19 protein-coding genes are annotated in these 20,778 nt (G+C 59.8%); 7 read left to right on the top strand and 12 right to left on the bottom strand.

The features are described 5' to 3' along the window. Positions 1-129: 129 nt before the first annotated feature. Positions 130-2,559: a TonB-dependent siderophore receptor gene (locus tag AC3ZVB_RS19550; RefSeq protein WP_490147466.1), complete on the top strand. Its 2,430-nt coding sequence runs from the start codon at positions 130-132 to the stop codon at positions 2,557-2,559. 197 nt (positions 2,560-2,756) lie between these two features. Here AC3ZVB_RS19550 and AC3ZVB_RS19545 read toward each other — a convergent pair whose 3' ends face one another. Further along, the gene (locus AC3ZVB_RS19545; RefSeq protein ID WP_162437299.1) at positions 2,757-3,632 is read right to left on the bottom strand and encodes an AraC family transcriptional regulator; all 876 of its coding nucleotides are present in this window, start codon (positions 3,630-3,632) and stop codon (positions 2,757-2,759) included. Positions 3,633-3,770: 138 nt separating this feature from the next. On the opposite strand from AC3ZVB_RS19545, the gene AC3ZVB_RS19540 reads away from it, so the two are divergent. Next, positions 3,771-4,673 carry a DMT family transporter gene (locus AC3ZVB_RS19540; RefSeq protein WP_490147465.1) on the top strand — a complete coding sequence of 301 codons (903 nt, stop codon included), beginning with the start codon at positions 3,771-3,773 and terminating at the stop codon, positions 4,671-4,673. Positions 4,674-4,684: 11 nt separating this feature from the next. Here AC3ZVB_RS19540 and AC3ZVB_RS19535 read toward each other — a convergent pair whose 3' ends face one another. The 3 genes from AC3ZVB_RS19535 to AC3ZVB_RS19525 form a co-directional block, all read right to left on the bottom strand. After that, complete coding sequence (locus AC3ZVB_RS19535; protein ID WP_162437301.1) at positions 4,685-5,194, bottom strand: DUF2165 family protein; 510 nt, start codon at positions 5,192-5,194, stop codon at positions 4,685-4,687. Positions 5,195-5,366: 172 nt separating this feature from the next. Then, positions 5,367-6,341 carry a 2-hydroxyacid dehydrogenase gene (locus tag AC3ZVB_RS19530; protein WP_490147464.1) on the bottom strand — a complete coding sequence of 325 codons (975 nt, stop codon included), beginning with the start codon at positions 6,339-6,341 and terminating at the stop codon, positions 5,367-5,369. A gap of 136 nt (positions 6,342-6,477) precedes the next feature. Beyond that, positions 6,478-7,446: a LysR family transcriptional regulator gene (locus tag AC3ZVB_RS19525; protein ID WP_162437303.1), complete on the bottom strand. Its 969-nt coding sequence runs from the start codon at positions 7,444-7,446 to the stop codon at positions 6,478-6,480. Between the two features lie 218 nt (positions 7,447-7,664). Between AC3ZVB_RS19525 and AC3ZVB_RS19520 the strand changes: the two genes are divergently transcribed. Beyond that, positions 7,665-9,164, top strand: a complete 1,500-nt coding sequence (locus tag AC3ZVB_RS19520) for an efflux transporter outer membrane subunit (RefSeq protein ID WP_490147463.1) — start codon at positions 7,665-7,667, stop codon at positions 9,162-9,164. Positions 9,165-9,236: 72 nt separating this feature from the next. Here AC3ZVB_RS19520 and AC3ZVB_RS19515 read toward each other — a convergent pair whose 3' ends face one another. Continuing rightward, positions 9,237-9,368 carry a hypothetical protein gene (locus AC3ZVB_RS19515; RefSeq protein WP_490147462.1) on the bottom strand — a complete coding sequence of 44 codons (132 nt, stop codon included), beginning with the start codon at positions 9,366-9,368 and terminating at the stop codon, positions 9,237-9,239. Between the two features lie 59 nt (positions 9,369-9,427). Here AC3ZVB_RS19515 and AC3ZVB_RS19510 point away from each other — a divergent pair, with 59 nt between their 5' ends. Genes AC3ZVB_RS19510 through AC3ZVB_RS19500 form a run of 3 tightly spaced genes read left to right on the top strand, consistent with a single transcriptional unit; the run spans position 9,428 to position 12,691 of the window. Then, positions 9,428-11,620, top strand: a complete 2,193-nt coding sequence (locus tag AC3ZVB_RS19510; protein WP_490147461.1) for an FUSC family protein — start codon at positions 9,428-9,430, stop codon at positions 11,618-11,620. Next, on the top strand, positions 11,610-11,810 hold the full coding sequence (locus AC3ZVB_RS19505) for a DUF1656 domain-containing protein (RefSeq protein ID WP_162437306.1): 201 nt from the start codon (positions 11,610-11,612) through the stop codon (positions 11,808-11,810). The genes AC3ZVB_RS19510 and AC3ZVB_RS19505 overlap by 11 nt, the downstream gene beginning before the upstream one ends. 23 nt (positions 11,811-11,833) lie before the next feature. Further along, complete coding sequence (locus AC3ZVB_RS19500) at positions 11,834-12,691, top strand: efflux RND transporter periplasmic adaptor subunit (protein WP_490147460.1); 858 nt, start codon at positions 11,834-11,836, stop codon at positions 12,689-12,691. A 76-nt stretch (positions 12,692-12,767) separates the two neighbouring features. Here the strand turns inward: AC3ZVB_RS19500 and AC3ZVB_RS19495 are convergent, their stop codons facing one another. Further along, complete coding sequence (locus AC3ZVB_RS19495) at positions 12,768-13,172, bottom strand: DUF4440 domain-containing protein (protein ID WP_490147459.1); 405 nt, start codon at positions 13,170-13,172, stop codon at positions 12,768-12,770. Next, entirely contained in the window at positions 13,169-14,548 is a 1,380-nt protein-coding gene (locus AC3ZVB_RS19490) for an MFS transporter (RefSeq protein WP_490147458.1), read from the bottom strand. Before AC3ZVB_RS19490 ends, AC3ZVB_RS19495 begins: the two co-directional genes overlap by 4 nt. Positions 14,549-14,658: 110 nt before the next feature. Here AC3ZVB_RS19490 and AC3ZVB_RS19485 point away from each other — a divergent pair, with 110 nt between their 5' ends. After that, positions 14,659-15,540, top strand: coding sequence for a LysR family transcriptional regulator (locus AC3ZVB_RS19485; RefSeq protein WP_490147457.1), 882 nt, complete (start codon positions 14,659-14,661; stop codon positions 15,538-15,540). Positions 15,541-15,686: 146 nt separating this feature from the next. Here AC3ZVB_RS19485 and AC3ZVB_RS19480 read toward each other — a convergent pair whose 3' ends face one another. From AC3ZVB_RS19480 to AC3ZVB_RS19460, 5 genes are all read right to left on the bottom strand, one after another. Further along, positions 15,687-16,511 (bottom strand): SDR family oxidoreductase, encoded by an 825-nt coding sequence (locus AC3ZVB_RS19480; RefSeq protein WP_162437311.1) that lies wholly within the window; start codon positions 16,509-16,511, stop codon positions 15,687-15,689. 35 nt (positions 16,512-16,546) lie between these two features. Then, positions 16,547-17,011, bottom strand: a complete 465-nt coding sequence (locus AC3ZVB_RS19475) for a multidrug transporter (protein ID WP_194691350.1) — start codon at positions 17,009-17,011, stop codon at positions 16,547-16,549. A 243-nt stretch (positions 17,012-17,254) separates the two neighbouring features. After that, a complete protein-coding gene (locus AC3ZVB_RS19470) occupies positions 17,255-18,706 on the bottom strand; it encodes a mannose-1-phosphate guanylyltransferase/mannose-6-phosphate isomerase (RefSeq protein WP_162437313.1) in 1,452 nt (483 codons plus the stop codon). A gap of 224 nt (positions 18,707-18,930) precedes the next feature. Continuing rightward, positions 18,931-19,587 carry an alginate O-acetyltransferase AlgF gene (locus AC3ZVB_RS19465; RefSeq protein ID WP_162437314.1) on the bottom strand — a complete coding sequence of 219 codons (657 nt, stop codon included), beginning with the start codon at positions 19,585-19,587 and terminating at the stop codon, positions 18,931-18,933. A 14-nt stretch (positions 19,588-19,601) separates the two neighbouring features. Next, positions 19,602-20,777 (bottom strand): alginate O-acetyltransferase, encoded by a 1,176-nt coding sequence (locus AC3ZVB_RS19460; RefSeq protein WP_490147456.1) that lies wholly within the window; start codon positions 20,775-20,777, stop codon positions 19,602-19,604. Position 20,778 lies beyond the last annotated feature (1 nt).

The raw sequence follows: 20,778 nt of genomic DNA, 5'->3' as shown, positions 1-20,778 counted from the left end.
AAGCCGCGATTTTTTGATCTTCCAAAAATATTTTCAACATTCTGATGAGGTAAAACCGATCGCCATCCGTGTAGTGACTGAAACTGCGAGTCATTCGCATCCGAAACAGTTTTACACAGGTCATGAGCAATGAAGTCCAGGGCAAAATCGGTGTCGGTCAAACAATGGTTGGGTGCTTCTGCACTGAGTTTCACGGCGCTGGCGCTCTTGCCATCGAGCATTGCAATGGCCGCCGATACCGGGACAGCGCAGCAGCGAACGCAATTCAGTTTCGCAATGACCGCCAAACCGCTGCCTCAGGCCCTGAGCGACTTCAGCCGGATCACTGGCATCAGCGTGGTCTACACCGATGAAGCGCCGTACGGCATCACCGCGCCCGCCGTGAACGGGCAGATGAGTGCCGAACAGGCGATGCAGCGTTTGCTCAGCCAATCGGGTTTCACCTTCCGTCGAACCGACGCGCACACCCTGGCCCTTGAACCCGTGCCCACCGATGGCGCGTTGAACCTGGGCGCGACCACCATCACCTCGGTGATGGATCAATCCCAGAGCTATCAACCCCCGCCGACCAGTTCGGTCATGCGGTCCTCCGCCTTGCTTCAGGAAATCCCCCAGACCGTCAACGTGATCCCGGCCCAGGTCATTCGCGATCAGGCGCCGCGTAATCTGGATGACGCACTGGCCAACGTCAGCGGCATCACTCAGGGCAACACTTTGGGCAGCACCCAGGACTCGGTGATGACCCGGGGCTTTGGTGACAATCGCAATGGCTCGATCATGCGCGATGGCATGCCGGTGGTGCAGGGAAGGGGGTTGAATGCCACGGTGGATCGGGTCGAAGTGCTGAAAGGGCCGGCGTCGTTGCTCTATGGCATCCAGGACCCGGGCGGGGTGGTCAACATGGTCAGCAAGAAGCCCGAACTTGAGCAGTACAACGCGCTGACCCTGCGCGGCTCGACCTATGGCGATGGCAAGAACGGCAGCGGTGGCAGCTTCGACAGCACGGGTGCGCTGGGAGATTCCGGGCTGGCGTACCGCATGGTGCTGGACCACGAAGACGAAGATTACTGGCGCAACTATGGTGTTCATCGCGAGACGCTGGTCGCGCCATCGTTGGCCTGGTTCGGTGAAAGCACCACCCTGTTGTTCGCCTATGAGCACCGCGAATTTCTCACCCCGTTCGACCGTGGCACGGTCATCGACCCGCGGGACAATCATCCGCTGGACATCCCCCGTGACCGTCGCCTTGATGAGCCGTTCAACAACATGGAAGGTCGCTCGGACCTCTATCACTTCGAAGCTGATCACGCGCTCGACGACAACTGGAATGCTCATTTCGGCTACAGCTGGAACCGTGAAACCTACGACGCCAGCCAGGTGCGCGTCACCGCTATCGACACCACCAAAGGCACGCTGACCCGCAGCATGGACGGCACGCAGAACGCGATCAGTACTGACCGCTTCACCACCGCCAGTCTCGAAGGCAATGTCAACGTGGCCGGCATGCAGCATGACCTGGTGTTCGGTATCGATGATGAGTACCGCAAAATCTATCGCGCCGACCTGATCCGCCAGAAAAGCCTGAGTAATTTCAGCTACACCAACCCGGTCTATGGTCGCGAAGTCGAAGGCACCACTGTCAGCCCCGCGGACAGTGCGCAGACCGATCTGCTGCGCAGCGATTCGGTGTTCCTGCAGGACTCGATCCACCTCACCGATAAATGGATTCTGGTCGGCGGCGCGCGCTTTCAGGCGTACGACCAGTACGCCGGCAAAGGCGTGCCGTTCCAGGCCAACACCGACAGCAACGGGCAGAAGTGGGTGCCGCGGGCCGGCCTGGTGTATCGCTACACCGATGCGTTGTCCTTCTATGGCAGCTACACCGAATCCTTCAAACCCAACTCCACCATCGCCCCGCTGAGTGGCAGCAGCACCGTGCTCGACGGCAGTATTGCGCCGGAAGAGGCCAAGTCGTGGGAAGTGGGCGCCAAGCTGGATATGCCAGGGCGTGTCACCGGCAACATCGCGTTGTTCGACATCAAGAAGCGCAACGTGCTGGTGGCCAATTTCGAAGGCCCCGTGACGATTTACAGCGCCGCCGGCGAAGTGCGCTCCCGTGGTCTGGAACTGGACCTGAGCGGTCAGCTCAGCGATCGCTGGAGCATGATCGGCAGTTATGCGTACACCGATGCCGAAGTCACCGAGGACCCGACCTACAAAGGTAAAAAACTGCAAAACGTGGCGAAAAACAGCGGCTCGCTGTCGGCTGTGTATGACTTCGGCACGATTGCCGGTGGGGATCAATTGCGGGTGGGGGCGGGGGCACGGTACGTCGGGGAGCGGGCAGGTAACGCGGTGAATGATTTCGACTTGCCGAGCTACACCGTGGCCGATGCCTTCGCCACTTACGACACTCGGGTCGAAGGTCAGAAGGTCAAATTTCAGCTCAACGTGAAGAACCTGTTCGATCGCACCTACTACACCTCAGCGGCAAGCCGGTTCTTCGTGTCGATGGGGGATTCACGGCAGGTGACATTGTCCAGCACGCTGGAGTTCTAACATCCATTGTGGGGGCGAGCCTGCTCGCGATGACGGTCGTACATCCAGCATTGATGTTGCCTGAGAGGGCCTCATCGCGAGCAGGCTCACTCCCACATTTGATCGGCGGTGAACACCAGATCCGCGTTCTACACACAGACCCTTTGGGAGCGAGCTTGCTCGCGATGACGGCCGGGCGAACACCATGGATCTCAGGATTACCGCAAAAACGCCTGCCGATACTCCCCAGGCGTTCCACCCAAGGACTGGCGGAATCGATTGGTGAAATGACTGGCACTGGAGAACCCGCACGCCAGTGCAATCTCTCCCAATGGCTGTGACGTCGTGCGCAATAATTCCTGCGCCCGGCTCAGTCGTCGCGCCAGCACATACTGATGCGGCGGCAAACCAAAGCTCTCGCGAAACATCCGCGCAAAGTGATACTCCGACAACGCGCACAACCCCGCCAATTGCCCAAGGCTGATGGCCTCGGCCAACTGGCTGTCGATGAACTCAATGAGCTGCCGACGCTGATGCGCCGCCAGCCCGCCCTTGAGTCGCAATCCTTCGCGCTTGCCGACCTGACTCAGCAGCACATGGCTGAGCATTTCGTGCGCCAGACTGCTGGTCAGCAGGCGTTCACCGGGTTCGTCCCAATTGAGCGAGATCAGTTGCCGAAATCGCCGGGCCTGAATGGGATCATCAAGAAAGGTGTGCTCGCGCAGCAGCAGTTCACGAGGTTCGCGGTCCAGCAGCGTGACGCAACCCAGCGCGAATTGTTCGGGGCTGAAATACACATGGGCCAGGCGAATGTCGCCGTTGATCACCCAGGCGGAAGGTTGATCCGCTGGCAGAATACACAGCTTGTCCGGAGCCCCCATGACACCGGGCCGGTCGCGGCGAAACGTCCCGGTGCCGCCAGCGATGTAGCAGGACAGCGTGTGATGGCTGGGCGCCTCGTAGTCCTGGGCGTCGTGATGGTTGCTCCACAAAGCTGCAGCCATGCCGTCACCGAGCTCGGCGCTGTGCTCGAGGCGAGCATGGTGCGAGCGGTTGAGGGCTTGAAAAACTTGCAACGATTCCAATGCGGGCATGATCACTTCTCTCTAACGCCTTGCATCCTACTCCGTAGAGCGTGCCTCGCCAGCCCGTCGCTCGACAAATGCGCAAGTTTTTGCAAGTGCGACCAGCGCCGACGCAGGACACTGATGCTCTACCGAGGAGCTTGCGCCATGAACCTTTCGTTGTATTTGCTGACCGTGTTGATCTGGGGCACCACCTGGATTGCCCTCAAATGGCAGCTGGGCGTGGTCGCGATCCCGGTGTCGATCGTCTATCGCTTCGGTCTCGCCGCGTTGGTGTTGTTCGCGATTCTGTTGCTCAGCCGTCGCCTGCAAGTGATGAACCGTCGCGGACATCTGATCTGCGTGGCGCAAGGGCTGTGCCTGTTCTGCGTCAACTTCATGTGTTTCCTCACCGCCAGCCAATGGATTCCCAGCGGTTTGGTCGCCGTGGTCTTCTCCACAGCCACCTTGTGGAATGCCCTGAATGCGCGGGTGTTCTTCGGTCAGAAAATTGCTCGCAATGTGCTGATGGGGGGTGCCTTGGGTCTGCTGGGATTAGGTCTGTTGTTCTGGCCTGAGCTCGCCGGTCATACCGCCAGCCCCGAAACCTTGCTTGGCCTGGGGTTGGCGTTGATCGGCACGCTGTGTTTTTCGGCGGGCAACCTGTTGTCGAGCCTGCAGCAGAAGGCGGGCCTCAAACCCCTGACCACCAACGCCTGGGGCATGGCCTACGGCGCGGCGATGCTGTCGGTCTGGTGCCTGGTCAAGGGCACTCCGTTCGACATGGAGTGGAGCACGCGTTACATCGGCTCTTTGCTGTACCTGGTCATCCCGGGCTCGGTGATTGGCTTTACGGCCTACCTGACGCTGGTTGGGCGGATGGGGCCTGAACGCGCGGCTTATTGCACGGTGTTGTTCCCGGTCGTGGCGCTGAATGTCTCGGCATTTGCCGAAGGCTATCAGTGGACCGCTCCAGCGCTGGCGGGATTGGTGATGGTCATGCTGGGCAACGTACTGGTGTTTCGCAAACCTGGTGTGAGCGTAAAACCGGTAGAGGGAAAGTTGGCATAAGCGCACGCTGTTTAATTATCTTTAACCAGCACGAGATAAATAAGGCCGAGAAACATGAATTCAATGTTATTTCGCGCCCAGTGGAAGCCGTTGCCTTGTATCGAACTGTCCATGTCGAACCATTCATTGAGGACAATAACGTAGAACGTGAAATAGACAAAAATAGCGGTGGTAAAACCGACGATGGCAAACTTCTTTGCGTCATGAAATTCATGACGCGGGGCATTGATATTTCGGTATAGCTGATAAGTGCCCACCAGGAAGCTGAGCGTAAACATAATCTCGAGCGTAATGACCGCCCAGTAAAACCGATGATGGAACAGTGTTGAAGTGACCGCGCGATAGCGGCGTGATTCGTTGCCGACGGTGTCGCTCATGCTGATGATGCGCCCGATGTAGTCGGAGTAGGCCGTGTAATCGGTGAAGTTGTTGGTCAAGGTGACCAATCCAAAGAGTGCGGCCATTAAAACAATCAGTACTTTGCTCCGCCTGATCGTGCAAAGGGTGGTGAAGTTGCTCATGCAAGTAATCTCCGAATGTACGTATTGTGCTTTTAGCGTTGTCGGAGTTTATAGCGGATGGCGTGTAAGTTGCCGGCGACTGAGTTGCAGGTTATGTCGCTGTTACTTGATCATTTGTTATGAAAGTCGTTGGTGAAGTCGGCACGCGCTTGAGCACGTGCCGTCGCCTTTATCAGCCTTTCCAGACCTGCGGATTGACCAGATCCTGTGGTCGCTCACCCAGCAGAGCGCTGCGTAGATTGGTAATAGCGCGGTTGGCCATTGCATCACGGGTTTCGTGGGTGGCTGAGCCGATGTGCGGCAGCGTGACAGCATTTTTCAGCTGGAAAAGCGGCGATTCAGCGAGGGGCTCTTTCTCATAGACGTCCAGCCCTGCGCCACGGATGCGGTTGTTTTGCAGCGCTTCGATGAGTGCCGGTTCGTCCACTACGGGGCCGCGGGCAATGTTCACCAGAATCGCGCTCGACTTCATCAATGCCAGCTCGCGATGGCTGATCAGGTGCTTGGTCTTTTCGCTGAGCGGCACCACCAGGCACACAAAATCGGCTTCAGCCAGCAACTGGTCAAGACTGCGAAACTGAGCGCCGAGTTCTTGCTCCAGTGCGGTCTTGCGACTGTTGCCGCTGTAGATGATCGGCATGTTGAACCCCAGCCGGCCACGGCGGGCAATGGCTGCACCGATGTTGCCCATGCCGACGATGCCCAGGGTCTTGCCGTGTACATCACTGCCAAACAGCGGAGCACCGACGCTGGCTTGCCATTGACCGGCCTTGGTCCAGGCATCCAGCTCGGCCACCCGCCGCGCGCTGCTCATGATCAAAGCGAACGCCAGGTCTGCGGTGCTTTCAGTCAGGACGTCCGGGGTGTTGGTGAGCATGATGCCGCGCTCATTGAAGTAGGCAACGTCGTAGTTGTCGTAACCCACCGAGACGCTGGAGACCACTTCCAGTCTCGCCGCATTTTCCAGTTGCGCCCGCCCCAGCTTGCGACCGACGCCAATCAGGCCGTGGGCGTGAGGGAGGGCTTCATTGAACTGGGCATTGATGTCGCCGTTTTTCGGATTCGGCACGATCACGTCGAAATCCTGTTTCAGGCTTTCGATCATGTCGGGCGTGATGCGGCTGAAAGCGAGTACGGTCTTTTTCATGAGAGGAGGCTCGTCGTGCTTGGAGAATGCCAAGCACGCTAACATTCTTCCCGGGTTTTGTGCGAGACCGTCGACGCAGATAAACCCTGTAGGAGCAGCCTGCGGCAGCTCCTACAGTAGCCGGTGGCATGACGGCTCAATTCGCCAACCGAGCCCCCGCCAGGCTTCCGCTCAATTCATACGCCGTCAGTTCCGCCTGATGCGCTGCCAGTATTTCCGGCAACGAGCCACGCAGGTACTCGACCCATGTCTTGATTTTCGCATCGAGGTATTGGCGCGAAGGATAAATCGCGTACAGGTTCAATTCCTGCGAGCGGTAGTTCGGCATCACCCGCACCAGCGTGCCATTGCGCAAACCCTCAATGGCCGCATACACCGGCAACACGCCAACGCCCATGCCGCTGGTGATCGCGGTTTTCATGGCGTCCGCCGAGTTCACCAGAAACGGTGAGCTATTGATGGTGACCATTTCCTGCCCTTCAGGGCCGTCGAAGGTCCATTTTTCCAGCGGGATGACCGGGCTGACCAGGCGCAGGCAAGCGTGGTTCAGCAGATCGCTGGGTTTGTGCGCGCAGCCGTTGGCTTTTACGTACGCCGGCGACGCGCAGACGATGCTGTAGGTAATGCCCAGGCGTTGCGAGACAAAACCCGAGTCCGGCAGCTCGCTGGCGAGCACGATGGACACGTCATAGCCTTCGTCGAGCAAGTCCGGCACGCGGTTGGCCATGGTCAGGTCGAACGTCACGTCGGGGTGGGTCTTGCGGTAGCGGGCGATCGCGTCGATCACAAAGTGCTGACCGATGCCGGTCATGGTGTGCACCTTGAGCTGCCCGGCGGGGCGTGCGTGAGCATCGCTGGCCTCGGCTTCCGCCTCTTCTACGTACGCCAGGATCTGTTCGCAACGCAACAGATAGCGCTTGCCGGCTTCGGTCAGGGCGATGCGCCGCGTGGTTCGATTGAGCAGTCGGGTTTGCAGGTGGGCTTCCAGATTGGAGACCGCGCGCGAGACGTTGGCTGTCGTGGTATCGAGCTGCACGGCGGCGGCGGTGAAGCTGCCAGCCTCGGCCACGTAGCTGAAGGCGCGCATGTTTTGCAAAGTGTCCATGGGGTGCTCTCGGGTTCGATGGCAAATTGTGACACGAAGTTTCAGGGTCTGAGACCCCCGACGAAGGGATTATCGCGTTAACGGTAACAAAGATTCACAAGAATCCCAGCTTATCGCCACTCCGGGCGCCCCCTAGAATTGCGCCCACCTCTGTAGGAGCCTCGTTTCACTCGACCGCTCCTCCAAGGGAATCCCCCTCAGCTCAGGAATTTGCAGCAGTGCCGCGTCGCATCAGCAGAGCGCTTCAGACGCTCAGTGTTTTGGCTCTATCCCTGACAATCAGCGGCTGCATCGGAACCGGCGGAATTGCCCCCCAGGGCAAGGCACTGGAGGCCAATTCACTGGCCACCGACGAAGCCATCCAAAGCGCCGCACAGGACGCTCACTGGCCCGCCACGCAATGGTGGCAGGCTTACGGCGACCCGCAGCTGAACCGCTGGATCGACCTCGCCCTGCAAGGCAGCCCCACCATGGCCATCGCTGCCGCCCGTGTACGTCAGGCGAAAGCCATGGCCGGCGTTGCCGAGTCCGCCGAGTCCTTGCACATCAACGCAGACTCCACCTTCAAACGTCACAACTGGCCCACCGATCAGTTCTACGGGCCGGGCGAGCTGGCGAACACCACGACCTGGGACAACAACGCCTCGCTGGGCTTCAGCTATGCACTCGATCTTTGGGGCCGTGAAAGCAATGCCACCAAACGCGCCGTCGACATGGCGCACATGAGCGCCGCCGAAGCGCGCCTTGCCCAGCTGGAACTGCAGAACAACATCGTGCGCGCCTATATCGAACTCTCGTTGCATTACGCACAACGGGACATCGTCACCGCGACGCTGACGCAGCAACAACAGATTCTCGACCTCGCGCAAAAACGCCTGGCGGGTGGCATCGGTACGCATTTCGAAGTCAGCCAGGCCGAAACCCCGCTGCCCGAAACCCATCGCCAGATCGATGCGCTGGACGAAGAAATCGCCCTCAGCCGCAATCAGCTCTCCGCACTGGCGGGCTTCGGACCGGGCCAGGGAACCCAGTTGCAGCGACCCACGATGTCGCTCGCAGCGGCACTGAAACTACCGTCGTCGTTACCGGCGCAGTTGCTGGGTCAACGCCCGGACGTGGTCGCCAGTCGCTGGCAGGTCGCGGCGCAGGCGCGGGGAATCGACGTCGCTCACGCTGGTTTCTATCCCAACGTCGATCTCGTCGGCAGCCTCGGCTACATGGCGACCGGCGGCGGGGCGCTGGAGTTTTTGACCGGCAAAAAACTCAACTACAGCGTCGGTCCGGCGATCTCGCTGCCGATTTTCGATGGCGGGCATTTACGCGCCGAACTGGGTGAAGCGTCAGCCGGTTATGACATTGCCGTCGCGCACTACAACCAGACCCTGATCAACGCGCTGAAAAATATCTCCGACCAGTTGATCCGTCGTGAGTCCATGGAAAAGCAGCAAACCTTCGCCGCCGAGTCGGTGGCGACCGCGCAGAAGACCTACGACATCGCAATGATCGCCTATCAGCGTGGGCTCACGGATTACCTCAACGTGCTCAATGCCCAGACGCTGCTGTTCAAACAGCAACAAGTCCAGCAACAGGTCCAGGCCGCGCGCCTCGGCGCTCATGCCGAGTTGGTGACGGCGCTCGGCGGCGGGCTGGGGGCGGGTAACGATGTGCCGAAAGACAGTCAGACCCAGGCACCGAAAACCCCGGTTCTATTACGTTGAACACACGATCTGTGGCGAGGGGATTTATCGGAATGCCGCACCACCCCGAACCACAATCTGTGGCGAGGGGATTTATCCCCGTTCGGCGGCGAAGCCGTCGTAGATCAGGTGAATGCGGTGTGTCTGGAAGAACAAGGTGCTTGGGTTTACGACGGCTTCGCCGCCGAACGGGGATAAATCCCCTCGCCACAGGTGGTGCGGCATTCTGATAAATGCCCTCACCACAAAATAGTATTCAACCTAAATTCGTTGAACAGGATTCCATGACTCCCTTGCCCGCACCACTGCGCTGGCTGTATTCCCTTGAATGGCGCCGGGGTTTCTTTGACTGGGCACGCAGCGACGGCGTGACCTGGGTGTACATATTCAAAGTGCTGTTCGCCGCTTTCCTGACCTTGTGGCTGGCCATGCGCCTGGAGCTGCCGCAGCCGCGCACGGCGATGATCACCGTGTTCATCGTCATGCAGCCGCAAAGCGGACAGGTGTTCGCCAAAAGCTTCTATCGTTTCCTCGGCACACTCACCGGCTCGGCGGTCATGGTCGCGCTCATTGCCCTGTTCGCGCAGAACACCGAACTGTTCCTTGGCTCGCTGGCGATCTGGGTGGGCATCTGTTCGGCAGGTGCAGCGCGTTACCGCAACTTCCGCGCCTATGGTTTTGTGTTGGCCGGCTACACCGCGGCGATGGTCGGTTTGCCTGCCTTGGCTCATCCGGATGGCGCGTTCATGGCGGCGGTCTGGCGGGTGCTGGAAATCTCGTTGGGGATTCTCTGCGCCACCGTAGTCAGCGCCGCGATCCTGCCGCAAACCGCCAGCGCCGCGATGCGCAATGCGTTGTACCAGCGCTTCGGTGTGTTCGCCTTGTTCGTCACCGACGGCTTGCGCGGTCGCAGCCAACGGGACGCCTTTGAAGCCAGCAACGTGCGGTTCATTGCCGAGGCGGTGGGGCTGGAAGGGCTGCGCAGCGTCACCGTGTTCGAAGACCCGCACATGCGTCGGCGCAACGGTCGCCTGAGTCGTTTGAACAGCGAGTTCATGGGCATCACCACACGTTTCAATGCCTTGCACCAGTTGCTCGAACGCTTGCGCAACAGTGACGCGGATCATGTGGTGGCCGCCATCAAACCGGGCTTGCAGGACCTCGCCGAAGTGCTCGACGGTTTCAGCGGTCGCGCGTTGACCAGCCCTGACGCTGTCCGTTTGGTCGCGGCCCTGAGCGCGTACAAAGAAGCGCTGCCAGCGCGTGTCCGCAGCCTGCGAGCAGCGTTTCAGGAGAGCGATCCGAGCGACGCCGAGCAACTGGATTTCCACACGGCCTACGAACTGCTCTACCGCTTCGTCGACGACCTGCACGGTTATGCACAGACTCACGCCTCCCTGGCGGATCACAGTCATGCTCGAGAGCAGTGGGATGAACCATTTACCCCGCAAACCAACTGGATGGCGTCGGCCGCCTCGGGGACTCGAGCGGCGTTCATTCTGGTAGTGCTCGGCAGTTACTGGGTAGCGACGGCGTGGCCGAGCGGCGCCACCATGACCCTGATTGCTGCGGCAACCGTCGGGCTTTCAGCCGCGACACCCAATCCGAAACGCATGGCCTTTCAGATGGCCTGCGGGACTTTTCTCGGGGCGTTGATCGGCTTCGTCGAGATGTTTTTCATCTTCCCGTGGATCGATGGTTTTCCATTGCTGTGCGTGATGCTGGCGCCGGTGATCGTGCTCGGCTCATTCCTGACGTCACGGCCCCAGTACGCCGGTGTCGGCCTTGGCTTGCTGATCTTTTTCAGTACCGGATCAGTGCCGGACAACCTCACGGTCTACAACCCTTACGCGTTCATCAACGACTACATCGCCATGGTGCTGGGCATGCTGGTGTGCGCCGCCGCCGGGGCGATCATTCTGCCGCCTAACAGTCGCTGGCTATGGCGTCGGCTGGAGCAGGATTTACGCGGGCAAGTGGTGTACGCCATCAGCGGCAAGCTCAAGGGCCTGGCCTCCGCTTTTGAAAGCAGTACCCGGGACCTGCTGCACCAGGCCTATGGCCTCGCAGCGGGTCAGCCACAGGTGCAGCGTGACTTGCTGCGCTGGATGTTCGTGGTGCTCGAAGTCGGTCACGCGATCATCGAGTTGCGCAAGGAGCAGGCGATTCTGCCGGTGCATCCGGCCTACGCCGAAGCCCAGCCGTGGCGTCAGGCGATCCGCGTCATGGGCCGTTCGTTGATGCGCCTGTTCCTGCAACCCAGCGCCAGTAATCTGGAGCGTGGACTGATCGCCGTCGATCATGCAATCAGCCGTGTGCAGGCCACCGACGAACCCTTCGCCCCGCACTTCGACACCTCGGCTTTACGCCGGGTGAAGAGCTACCTGCACTTCATCCGCACGTCGCTGCTCGACCCGCAATCGCCACTCGCCGCCTACGCGAAAAGTACCCCTCAAGGACTTGAACATGCCTCGTGAAATCGCCTTCCACGGCGTGTACATGCCGACCATGACGCTGATGTTCTTCATCGCAGCGGCACTGGCCTGGGCGCTGGACCGGTTCCTGTCCGGGTTCGACCTGTACCGTTTTTTCTGGCACCCGGCGCTGCTGCGCCTGAGCCTGTTTACCTGTCTGTTCGGCGCTTTGTCGCTGACCATTTACCACTGACTCTTACACTGAAGAAGGCCCTGATGAAAAAGCTTTTCAGCCTGCTCGCCACCTTGTTGGTACTGGCGCTGGCGATATGGATCGGCCGGACCCTTTGGGTACATTACATGGACACGCCGTGGACCCGTGATGGCCGGGTGCGCGCCGACATCATCAACGTTGCGGCTGACGTCACCGGGGAAGTGGTAAACGTGCCGGTGCGCGACAACCAATTGGTGAAGAAGGGCGATTTGCTCATACAGATCGACCCTGAGCACTACCGTATCGCGGTCAAACAGGCGCAGGCACTGGTGGCGTCACGCAAGTCGACCTGGGAGATGCGCAAGGTCAACGCCCACCGCCGCGCCGACATGGACAACCTGGTGATCTCCCGGGAAAACCGTGACGACGCCAGCAACATCGCCGACTCTGCCCTGGCTGATTACCAACACGCCCAGGCACAACTCGAAGCCGCCCAGCTGAACCTCAAACGCACCGAAGTACGCGCAGCGGTGGACGGTTACGTGACCAACCTCAACGTGCATCGCGGTGATTACGCGCGCATCGGCGAGGCAAAAATGGCCGTGGTGGATATGTACTCGTTCTGGGTGTACGGCTTCTTCGAAGAAACCAAACTGCCCCACGTACGGGTAGGCGACAAGGCCGACATGCAACTGATGAGCGGCGAAGTCATGAAGGGCCACGTGGAGAGTATTTCTCGCGGCATCTACGACCGTGACAACCCGGAAAGCCGCGAACTGATCGCCGATGTAAACCCGACGTTCAACTGGGTGCGCCTGGCCCAGCGGGTGCCGGTACGGATTCACATCGATGAAGTGCCGGAAGGGGTGCTGCTGGCGGCGGGGATTACTTGCACGGTGGTGGTCAACAACGGGCTCTGAATCACTGCATTCTTTCGGTAGGAACCGGAACATTGTGGGAGCCGGCAAGCCAGCTCCCACATTGGATCTCAGTCGTCTACACAATCAGGCCTGTAAACGTCTCATGCAAATGCCGCCACACCACCCGGCCATCAACCTGTCTTGCAAACACCACCGTCGACCGCCGATCTGTCTCCAGCCCCGTCGCATCCACTTGCCGCTCGCGATAACTCACCGTCGCGCCGCGCTCATGCTGATCAATCCCGCGCAACTCACTGAGCTCGATCCTGAACCCGTTCCTCATCCCGCCAGCCATCTTGAACAACGCGGTCAGTGCCTCTAAATCCAGCACCCGGCCCAACGGCGTAATCATCGAAAACCGGGGTGAAAAACGGGTCAGCAAGTTATCCAGGGCGTCGTTGCCCTGAGGAAGTGCAAACCATTGTTCGATCAGTCGGTGGGCTTCAATCACTTCATCAAAGTAGTCTTGGTAATCATTCATGTGGTTTTTTCCTGTAGGGGAGCGGGTCGGACAAGGGCCCTCACGTGCGTCGCATCGAAACGCAGGACGGCGAAAATCGGCAGTAACGTCAGGACTGCTGCGACCAGAAAACAGTGCCTGAAGGCATCAGGCAACTGGGGGTTGAGAGCACCCAGTAACGAACTCAATACCGCTGCGCCAAGGCAGAAACTCAGCTGGCGATTGATGTTCCACAACGCGCTGGCGTGGTTCATGCGATCAGCACGGATATCGATAAAGGCCAGGGTTTGCGCGCTGCTGCTGCACAAGCTGCCACCCAGTCCCATCAAGGCGTATGCGGTGACCGGTAACCATCCGTGAGGTTGTTCGATCAGCATCAACAAACCAATGCCCGCGCTCTGTAGCAGCATGCCGAACACCAGCAAGGGCTTGGGCCCCCAGCGATTAAAGCCCTGTTTGCCGACGACAATCGCAACTGCCGAACCCAGTGCCCAGGGCAACATCAACCCACCGATTTGCGCAGTGCCGAACCCCAGTTGATGCAGGTACAGCACAGCGATCAGGCTGGTGCCAATGAACACGCCGGGGACCAGCAAATACACGCACATCGCCAGGCGCAACGAAGGGCTGTGCAGCAATTGCAGATCGAGCAGCGCGGCGGGCTTGCGCCAACCATCGCGCAGGTACAGCCCGAATGTGACGGCGCTCAACAGCAGGCCGATCAAACCGAATTGACGTGTGCCAGCTTCACTCAACAGGCTCAAGGCAATCAGCAGCAAACTGAGGCTGGAGGCGGCCAGTAGCAGGCCACGGCTGTCCAGCGTCGGGCGATCGCTCGCGGGGTCGTCGACCTTCAACCACAGCGCCGCCAGCACCAACGCCAGCAACGTCAACGGCAGGTTCAGGTAAAACACCCAACGCCAGGACAGGGCCTGGACAATCCATCCGCCGACCATGGGTGACAGCGCCGGGACCAGCAACGCAACGGACAGCACCCACAGGGTCAAGCGGCTGCGCAGGTGCGCTGGACAATGACGAAACGCCAACGCCTGACCAACAGGAATCAACAACCCGCCGCCGAGTCCTTGCACCAGTCGCCAACCGATCAGCGCTTCAATCGAGTCAGCCCCTGCAACCAACAGCGAAGCGAGACCGAACAGCAGCAGTGATGCGAGTATCAAGCGCCGCTCGCCAACCCTTGCCGCCAGCCACACGCTCATCGGGATGATCAGCGTCAGACCCAGCATGTAGGCATTGCTGATCCAGGCCAGTTGGGTCACCGAGGCGTGCAGGTGTTGTGCGATGTCGGGGTAGGCGATGTTGGCGACAAACATGTTCAGCAGATCGAGGGCAAATCCCAGCAGATACACCAGCGCGACTTTCGAGCGATAGGACATGACGACTTCCCTGTGTTGATGCGTGCAGGGTAGGGCGCACGAAGCACTATGGAAACGCTGGTTTGGCTGCTAGTTTGTCAAAATTATTTTGACAGTGAGCATTCTCTGACATGGTCAGCCTGGACCGTTTTGACACCTTCAAGGCCGTAGTAGAGGCGGGGTCGCTGACGGCGGCGGCCGATCTGCTGGGGCAGACGCGCGCGGTGGTGAGCTTCAATCTCAAACGCCTGGAAGCCGAACTCGGTGTCACGTTGCTGACCCGCAGCACACGGAAACTGGCGCTGACCGATGCCGGCGAACGTTTTTACCAGCGCTGCGTGCGAACCCTGGACGAGGCCCGAATGGCCGTCGAGGAAGCCCGCAGCGAGCACCTGCAACTGCGGGGTACGTTGCGCATCACTACCACCGTGGAGTTTGCGTTGGCGCAGGTAGTGCCGGCGTTGACGGTCTTTCGTGAGCAGCATCCACAGCTGCACGTTCACCTGTCGACGTCCTCGACCCATGCCGATCTGATCTCCGAACGCTTTGATCTGGCGATCAGGTTGGGTCGCATGCTGGACTCCAACCTGCGCGCGGTGCAGTTATCGACCTTCGATATTTTCGCGGTGGCGGCGCCTGCCCTGATCGAGCGTTTTGCCCCGGCATCAACGTTGGCGGCACTGGAGCAATGGCCGACGCTGGGGCATGGGCGAGTACCGGAATTGACGGTGACAGACCCCGAGGGCGTGGAGCATCTGTACCCTCCGGGGCCGTGGACAACGGCGATCGTCGCGGACAACTCGGTCACGCTGCGGGCGTTTGCCTTGGCCGGGCAAGGCGTGGCAGTGCTGCCTGACTGGCTGGTTCAAGAGGATCTTCAGGCGGGGCGGTTGGTGCGCTTGCTGGCGGATCATTCGTTTGCCCGGCAAGGGGTGTATGCGCTGTACCCGGACACCCGGCACTTGCCGCTGAAGGTGCGGGCGTTTATTGATTTCATGAAGGCGTGGGGCTGATTGTTGCGGTGACTGTTCTGGCCCAATCGTCGGAATGCCGCCCAGACCAAGCCACGCTCCCACAGGATCGAGGGTGAACACATCCACTGTGTACGGCGCAAATCCCCTGTGGGAGCTAGCTTGCTAGCGATAGCGTCACCTCGGTCTCAAAGCTGCCCCTTCAACCCGAACCGCTTCATCAACCCAGCTTCCAACAACCCTTTTGGCAACAACCCCGCCAACAGCGGCAAAGCCCGAGACCCATTGCCCAGGCGAATCAACCGTGGCGGTTTGCTCTGCTGCACAGCCTTCAGCAAACCGGCAGCAAACTCACTGGCCGGCGTCGGCTTGTCCTGGGACGCCTTGGCCCGCGCCCGAATGCCTTCACGCAACGGCCACCATGGCGACTGCTCGGTGATCAACTGTTCGGCTTCGTGACCGGCATTTTTGGCGAAGCTGGATTCGATGGCCCCCGGCTGGACCTCCATCACACGAATACCGAATGGCGCCAACTCCATGCGCAAGGCATCGCTAAGTGCATGCACCGCGGCCTTGGACGCGCAGTACGCACCGGCAAATGGCGTGACGAGCACCCCGGACACGCTGCCAATGTTCACCACTAATCCTTTGGCGCGACGCAGCACCGGAAACAGCGCCCGGGTGACACCGACGATGGCAAATACATTGGTTTCGAACTGACGCTGCATCGCCGCAACACCGCCATCGAGCAGCGGCCCCATGGCGCCATAACCGGCGTTGTTGATCAGCACATCAAGCCCGCCACGCTCCTGATTGATCCGTGCGCTAAGCAACTCAAGCGCCGCGCCGTCATTAACGTCCAGTTGCACGGCGGTGAACCCGGCAGCGGACAGGAGGGCAACATCTTCCGCCTTGCGGGCGCTGGCCCAAACTTCGTAACCGGCCGCTTTAAACGTATCGGCGAGGGCGCGGCCAATGCCGCTGGAACATCCGGTAATCAATGCAACGGGCATGGCGCGGTCCTTGTGCAACGGGAGGAATGGGACGATCAGTCGGAGAAACTACCTTGCAATCGCTCGGCGCGAAACTCGAGGGTTTGCGGGCGATAACCCGGACGCAATGGCGGCATGGGCAAACAGTCTTCCCAGCTGGCACCGGCCTGCAGTTCGCCGGGGCCACGGTAGCGGGGCGCGGCGTATTGATTATCGGCCAGATTGACCGTGTCTCCCGGCGCGTACGCGGCGACTTTCCAGCGCAATTCCGTCAACGGTACATCGTTGCCGTTGTTCATTTTCAGCTGCAACGGGCGATCCGCCGGGCACTGTTCGGGCGCATAGGCAATGCGCAACTCAAGCCGCGCCAACTGCTTGACCTCGCGGTTGTCCAGCCAGATCACCCACGCCGCTACCAACCCCAATCCGATGGCGGCGGCCACAGAGACAGGCAAGGCTTTGGAGGGGTAGCGCAGTAACAGGATCAACCAGGTAATGACCAGCAGGACGCCGATGAACATCACGCAAACCTCGGGGGGAGAGAAGGACATCCTACCTAAGCGCAGGGGAGGTTGGCGATTGAAAAGGAAGGTCAAAAGATCGCAGCGTGCCGCAGCTCCTACATGGAAATGCATAACCCTGTAGGAGCTGCGGCACGCTGCGATCTTTTGATCTTGGTTAACAGACAAAAAAAGCCCCCGCCCAACCCGCTGCGGATAGGGGACGCAACGGGCTGGACGGGGGCTTCTTTTTTTGCCGATCAATTACTGCGCGATGGTTTTCACCGACACGCCGCGCTCGATCGGGTTGGAACGACCGTAGATATCTTCAAACCGCTCGATATCGTCTTCGCCCAGGTAGCTGCCCGATTGCACTTCGATGATTTCCAGCGAGATCTTGCCCGGGTTGCGCAAGCGGTGGACCGAGGCGATCGGGATGTAGGTCGACTGGTTTTCAGTGAGCAGGAACACGTTCTCATCGCAGGTCACTTCAGCGGTGCCGCTGACCACGATCCAGTGTTCGGCGCGGTGGTGATGCATCTGCAACGACAGGCACGCCCCCGGCTTGACCGAAATGCGCTTGACCTGGAAGCGGCCGCCCATGTCCACCGAGTCGTAGGAGCCCCACGGACGATAGACTTCACAGTGGGTCTGGGTTTCGCTGCGGCCCTGTTCGTTGAGGGTGTTGACCATCTGTTTCACGCCTTGGACCTTGTCCTTGTGCGCGATCATCATGGCGTCCTTGGTTTCGACCACCACGATGTTTTCCAGGCCGATCACCGACACCAGTTTGCCGTTGCCGTGGATCATGCAGTTCTTGCTGTCCTGGATGACCACGTCGCCTTTGGTGACGTTGCCGTTGGCGTCTTTTTCATTCACTTCCCACAGCGACGACCAGCAGCCGACATCACTCCAGCCAGCGGTCAGCGGCACGACGCAGGCGCGCTGGGTTTTTTCCATCACCGAGTAGTCGATGGAGTTGTCCGGGCAGCAGGCGAAGGTCGCGGAATCGATGTCGACGGTGTCGGCATCCTGCTCGCTGCGTTCCAGGGTCAGGACGCAGGTGTCGTAGATGTCCGGATCGTGTTTTTTCAGCTCTTCGAGGAAGCGGCTGGCGCGGAACAGGAACATGCCGCTGTTCCAGAAGTAACCGCCGGACTGGACGAACTCGGTGGCGCGTTTCACGTCCGGTTTTTCGACGAATTGCGAGACGCGGCTGATGCCTTCCGGCAGCAGCGAATCATTGGTCGACTTGATGTAGCCGTAACCGGTTTCCGGTTTGGTGGCGGGGACGCCGAACAGCACCATTTCGCCATTTTCAGCCGCAACGGTGGCCAGGGCCAATGCGCGTTGCAGGGCTTTCTGATCTTCGAGCACGTGATCCGCCGGCAGCACCAGCATCAATTCATCGCGACCTTCATTGACCAGCATCATCGCCGTCAGGGCAACCGCTGGCGCTGTGTTGCGGCCGAACGGTTCCATCAGGATGCGTTGGGTGTCGAGGTTACGCGCGCTCAACTGCTCGTTGACGATGAAGCGGTGTTCCTTGTTGCAGACCACGATCGGAGTGTCCATGCCTTCGAACACCAGACGCTCCAGGGTTTGCTGGAACAGTGTGTGTTCGCCGGTCAGGGCGAGGAACTGTTTAGGGAATTGCTTACGCGAAAGCGGCCAAAGACGTGAGCCGCTACCACCTGACAAGATCACCGGAATCATGTTGTTACTCCTTGAAAATCGTTTGGTTAGAGCTACGAACGCTGTGTCGTTTCACTCTTGTTTTTGTTTCGTGTCCCAACTGACACCTCAGTCCCTTGTAGGAGCGAGCTTGCTCGCGATGGAGGTCAACGAAAACGCGTGCATCCTGGATGTACGCGTTGTCCTTGAGCCTTTCGCGAGCAAGCTCGCTCCTACAGGGGGCATGGGTCAGTCAGGAAAATTCTTTAGCGCGTCGACACCGGGCGTTTTACCCAGACTGGCGACAGGCTGCTGCCGTTGCCGGTGACGTACAGCACCGCAGCTTCACCGCGTTCCAGGGCAACCGGCTTCACGTCGCCGACTTTGGTGGCGCCGTCGTACAGGGCCAGGCTGACTTTCACCGGGTTGATTTCACGTTCGCCACGACCCTTGGCGGCCACGGACGGGACCACTTCAGTCTTGCCATCGGCAGTCTTCAGGGTCAGGGCCTTGTCGCTCAGGTTCTGCACGCGAACCAGGGCTTTCTGCTTGTTCTTGAACGGCGGCTCTTCGATCAATTGCGGCGCGCCGCTGGCGTTGTTGACCAGGGTGTAATAGTGATCACCGGCCAGTTTCACCGGCAGGGACTGGCTGCCGACCTTGGCGCTGTAGTCACCGCCCGGCATGAAGCTGAAGTCACTGCTGGACAGCGGCGCGACATCGCTCAGGTTGGTGGTGCCGACGGTGGCGCTGACTTCAGCGTTACCGGCGTTGTAGATACGTACAAAGCTCGATCCTTTCGGTGCGGTCGGGCCGTAGAGCGCCGAGTCACCGCCAGCGAAGGCGTTCATGGACAGAACGCTGAAGGTGGCTGCCAGAGCAAAGGTCTTAGCGAGACGGCGAGGAGTAGTAGTGAAAGTCATGGTGTACCTCTCTTTCAGTTTTGCGCCCGGTCGGGCGTCTCGGATTTAGTGTTTGCGGCTACGTTTTGTTGGCGGGCGCCGGCTTGTTTAAGCTCTGCGACCCACTGCGGGTCGGCGTCACCGATTTCGTTGTTCACAGGCAGATAACGTTCAGGAAACTCCCAGATCAGCACCTGTGGCGGGCTGTTCTTGAAAGCATCGCTTTTCAGGTAGCTGAGCATCGGCAGAATCGGGCCATGGCCGTCTTCGGCGTAATTGACCACGTCGCTGTTCAGCGCTTGTTTGAGCGCACCCACAAAATTCCAGTTGGGGTTGGCGCTGTAGCTGGTGCCGATCAAGGCCACCGGCACTTCGGTGTTGGCGAACAGAGCGTCATCACCTGCAGGCTGATCAGAGACGGCCACGGTGTTGCGCTTCTGCAGCGGCTCTTGCGCCGGCATCAGGTTTTCGAACAGCGGGTCCAGCGGCAGGAACAGACGAAGGTCGCCCTTGTGGGTAACTTTCTCCGCAGGCTTGGTGACGAACTGCTGCGGCTCGCCGCTGAGCGGGAACTTGGCCTGAATGGTTTTCGCCAGGGTTTCGGCGGCGACCTGCGCGCCTTCCGGGGTCCAGTGGGTGTCGGTGCGCAGGAACACTTGCTCACCGTTCAGCTTGGCCTTATTGAACGGGCCCAGCAGGTCAGGGGCGAGGATCTTGTCGGCCGCCACACGAGCGTGGAAGTCCTGGTACAGGTTGCCGTGGATGCTCGAAGGTTTTACTTCACCCAAGTGCTCCGGGTACAAGCGCGCCTTGGCCGGCACGATCGCCATCACCAGTTTCACGCCTTTCTCTTTCAGGGTCTGGCGTACGCCTTCAACCAGCGCGTAGTTGCCTTGCAGGTTCAGCTCTTCGTTGACGATCGGGTTGAACTCTTCATCGCTGTAGAGCCACTGATCGCGACCGAGCACGACGCCCGGACGACCTTCGTTGAACAGTTTGAAATCCAGTGCAGCCCACAGGTTGGTACCCAGGCGCTTGATCGGGAATTCGTCGTCGTAGTGCGTCTCGACGGCCTTGGTCCAGCGACCGTTGAGTACCGTGGTTTCGGCATTGGTGCTGAAGCCCATGAAGCTGCGCGTGGACCACAGGCCCAGGACAACCAGCGTCACCATGAACAGGGCGATGTAGAAGATGCGTAATGAGCGGGTCATG

The organism is Pseudomonas sp. MDV22-iso1 (assembly GCF_058145095.1).
Note: the sequence above shows the minus strand (reverse complement) of the source record. Positions and strands in the feature narration are given on the sequence as shown.

What these genes read in the sequence shown, in the direction of transcription:
- AC3ZVB_RS19550 (WP_490147466.1), top strand. Translation starts at nt 130, where the DNA reads ATGAAGTCCAGGGCAAAATCGGTGTCGGTCAAACAATGGTTGGGTGCT.
- AC3ZVB_RS19545 (WP_162437299.1), bottom strand. Translation starts at nt 3,632, where the DNA reads ATGCCCGCATTGGAATCGTTGCAAGTTTTTCAAGCCCTCAACCGCTCG.
- AC3ZVB_RS19540 (WP_490147465.1), top strand. Translation starts at nt 3,771, where the DNA reads ATGAACCTTTCGTTGTATTTGCTGACCGTGTTGATCTGGGGCACCACC.
- AC3ZVB_RS19535 (WP_162437301.1), bottom strand. Translation starts at nt 5,194, where the DNA reads ATGAGCAACTTCACCACCCTTTGCACGATCAGGCGGAGCAAAGTACTG.
- AC3ZVB_RS19530 (WP_490147464.1), bottom strand. Translation starts at nt 6,341, where the DNA reads ATGAAAAAGACCGTACTCGCTTTCAGCCGCATCACGCCCGACATGATC.
- AC3ZVB_RS19525 (WP_162437303.1), bottom strand. Translation starts at nt 7,446, where the DNA reads ATGGACACTTTGCAAAACATGCGCGCCTTCAGCTACGTGGCCGAGGCT.
- AC3ZVB_RS19515 (WP_490147462.1), bottom strand. Translation starts at nt 9,368, where the DNA reads ATGCCGCACCACCTGTGGCGAGGGGATTTATCCCCGTTCGGCGGCGAA.
- AC3ZVB_RS19510 (WP_490147461.1), top strand. Translation starts at nt 9,428, where the DNA reads ATGACTCCCTTGCCCGCACCACTGCGCTGGCTGTATTCCCTTGAATGG.
- AC3ZVB_RS19505 (WP_162437306.1), top strand. Translation starts at nt 11,610, where the DNA reads ATGCCTCGTGAAATCGCCTTCCACGGCGTGTACATGCCGACCATGACG.
- AC3ZVB_RS19500 (WP_490147460.1), top strand. Translation starts at nt 11,834, where the DNA reads ATGAAAAAGCTTTTCAGCCTGCTCGCCACCTTGTTGGTACTGGCGCTG.
- AC3ZVB_RS19495 (WP_490147459.1), bottom strand. Translation starts at nt 13,172, where the DNA reads ATGAATGATTACCAAGACTACTTTGATGAAGTGATTGAAGCCCACCGA.
- AC3ZVB_RS19490 (WP_490147458.1), bottom strand. Translation starts at nt 14,548, where the DNA reads ATGTCCTATCGCTCGAAAGTCGCGCTGGTGTATCTGCTGGGATTTGCC.
- AC3ZVB_RS19485 (WP_490147457.1), top strand. Translation starts at nt 14,659, where the DNA reads ATGGTCAGCCTGGACCGTTTTGACACCTTCAAGGCCGTAGTAGAGGCG.
- AC3ZVB_RS19480 (WP_162437311.1), bottom strand. Translation starts at nt 16,511, where the DNA reads ATGCCCGTTGCATTGATTACCGGATGTTCCAGCGGCATTGGCCGCGCC.
- AC3ZVB_RS19475 (WP_194691350.1), bottom strand. Translation starts at nt 17,011, where the DNA reads ATGTTCATCGGCGTCCTGCTGGTCATTACCTGGTTGATCCTGTTACTG.
- AC3ZVB_RS19470 (WP_162437313.1), bottom strand. Translation starts at nt 18,706, where the DNA reads ATGATTCCGGTGATCTTGTCAGGTGGTAGCGGCTCACGTCTTTGGCCG.
- AC3ZVB_RS19465 (WP_162437314.1), bottom strand. Translation starts at nt 19,587, where the DNA reads ATGACTTTCACTACTACTCCTCGCCGTCTCGCTAAGACCTTTGCTCTG.
- AC3ZVB_RS19460 (WP_490147456.1), bottom strand. Translation starts at nt 20,777, where the DNA reads ATGACCCGCTCATTACGCATCTTCTACATCGCCCTGTTCATGGTGACG.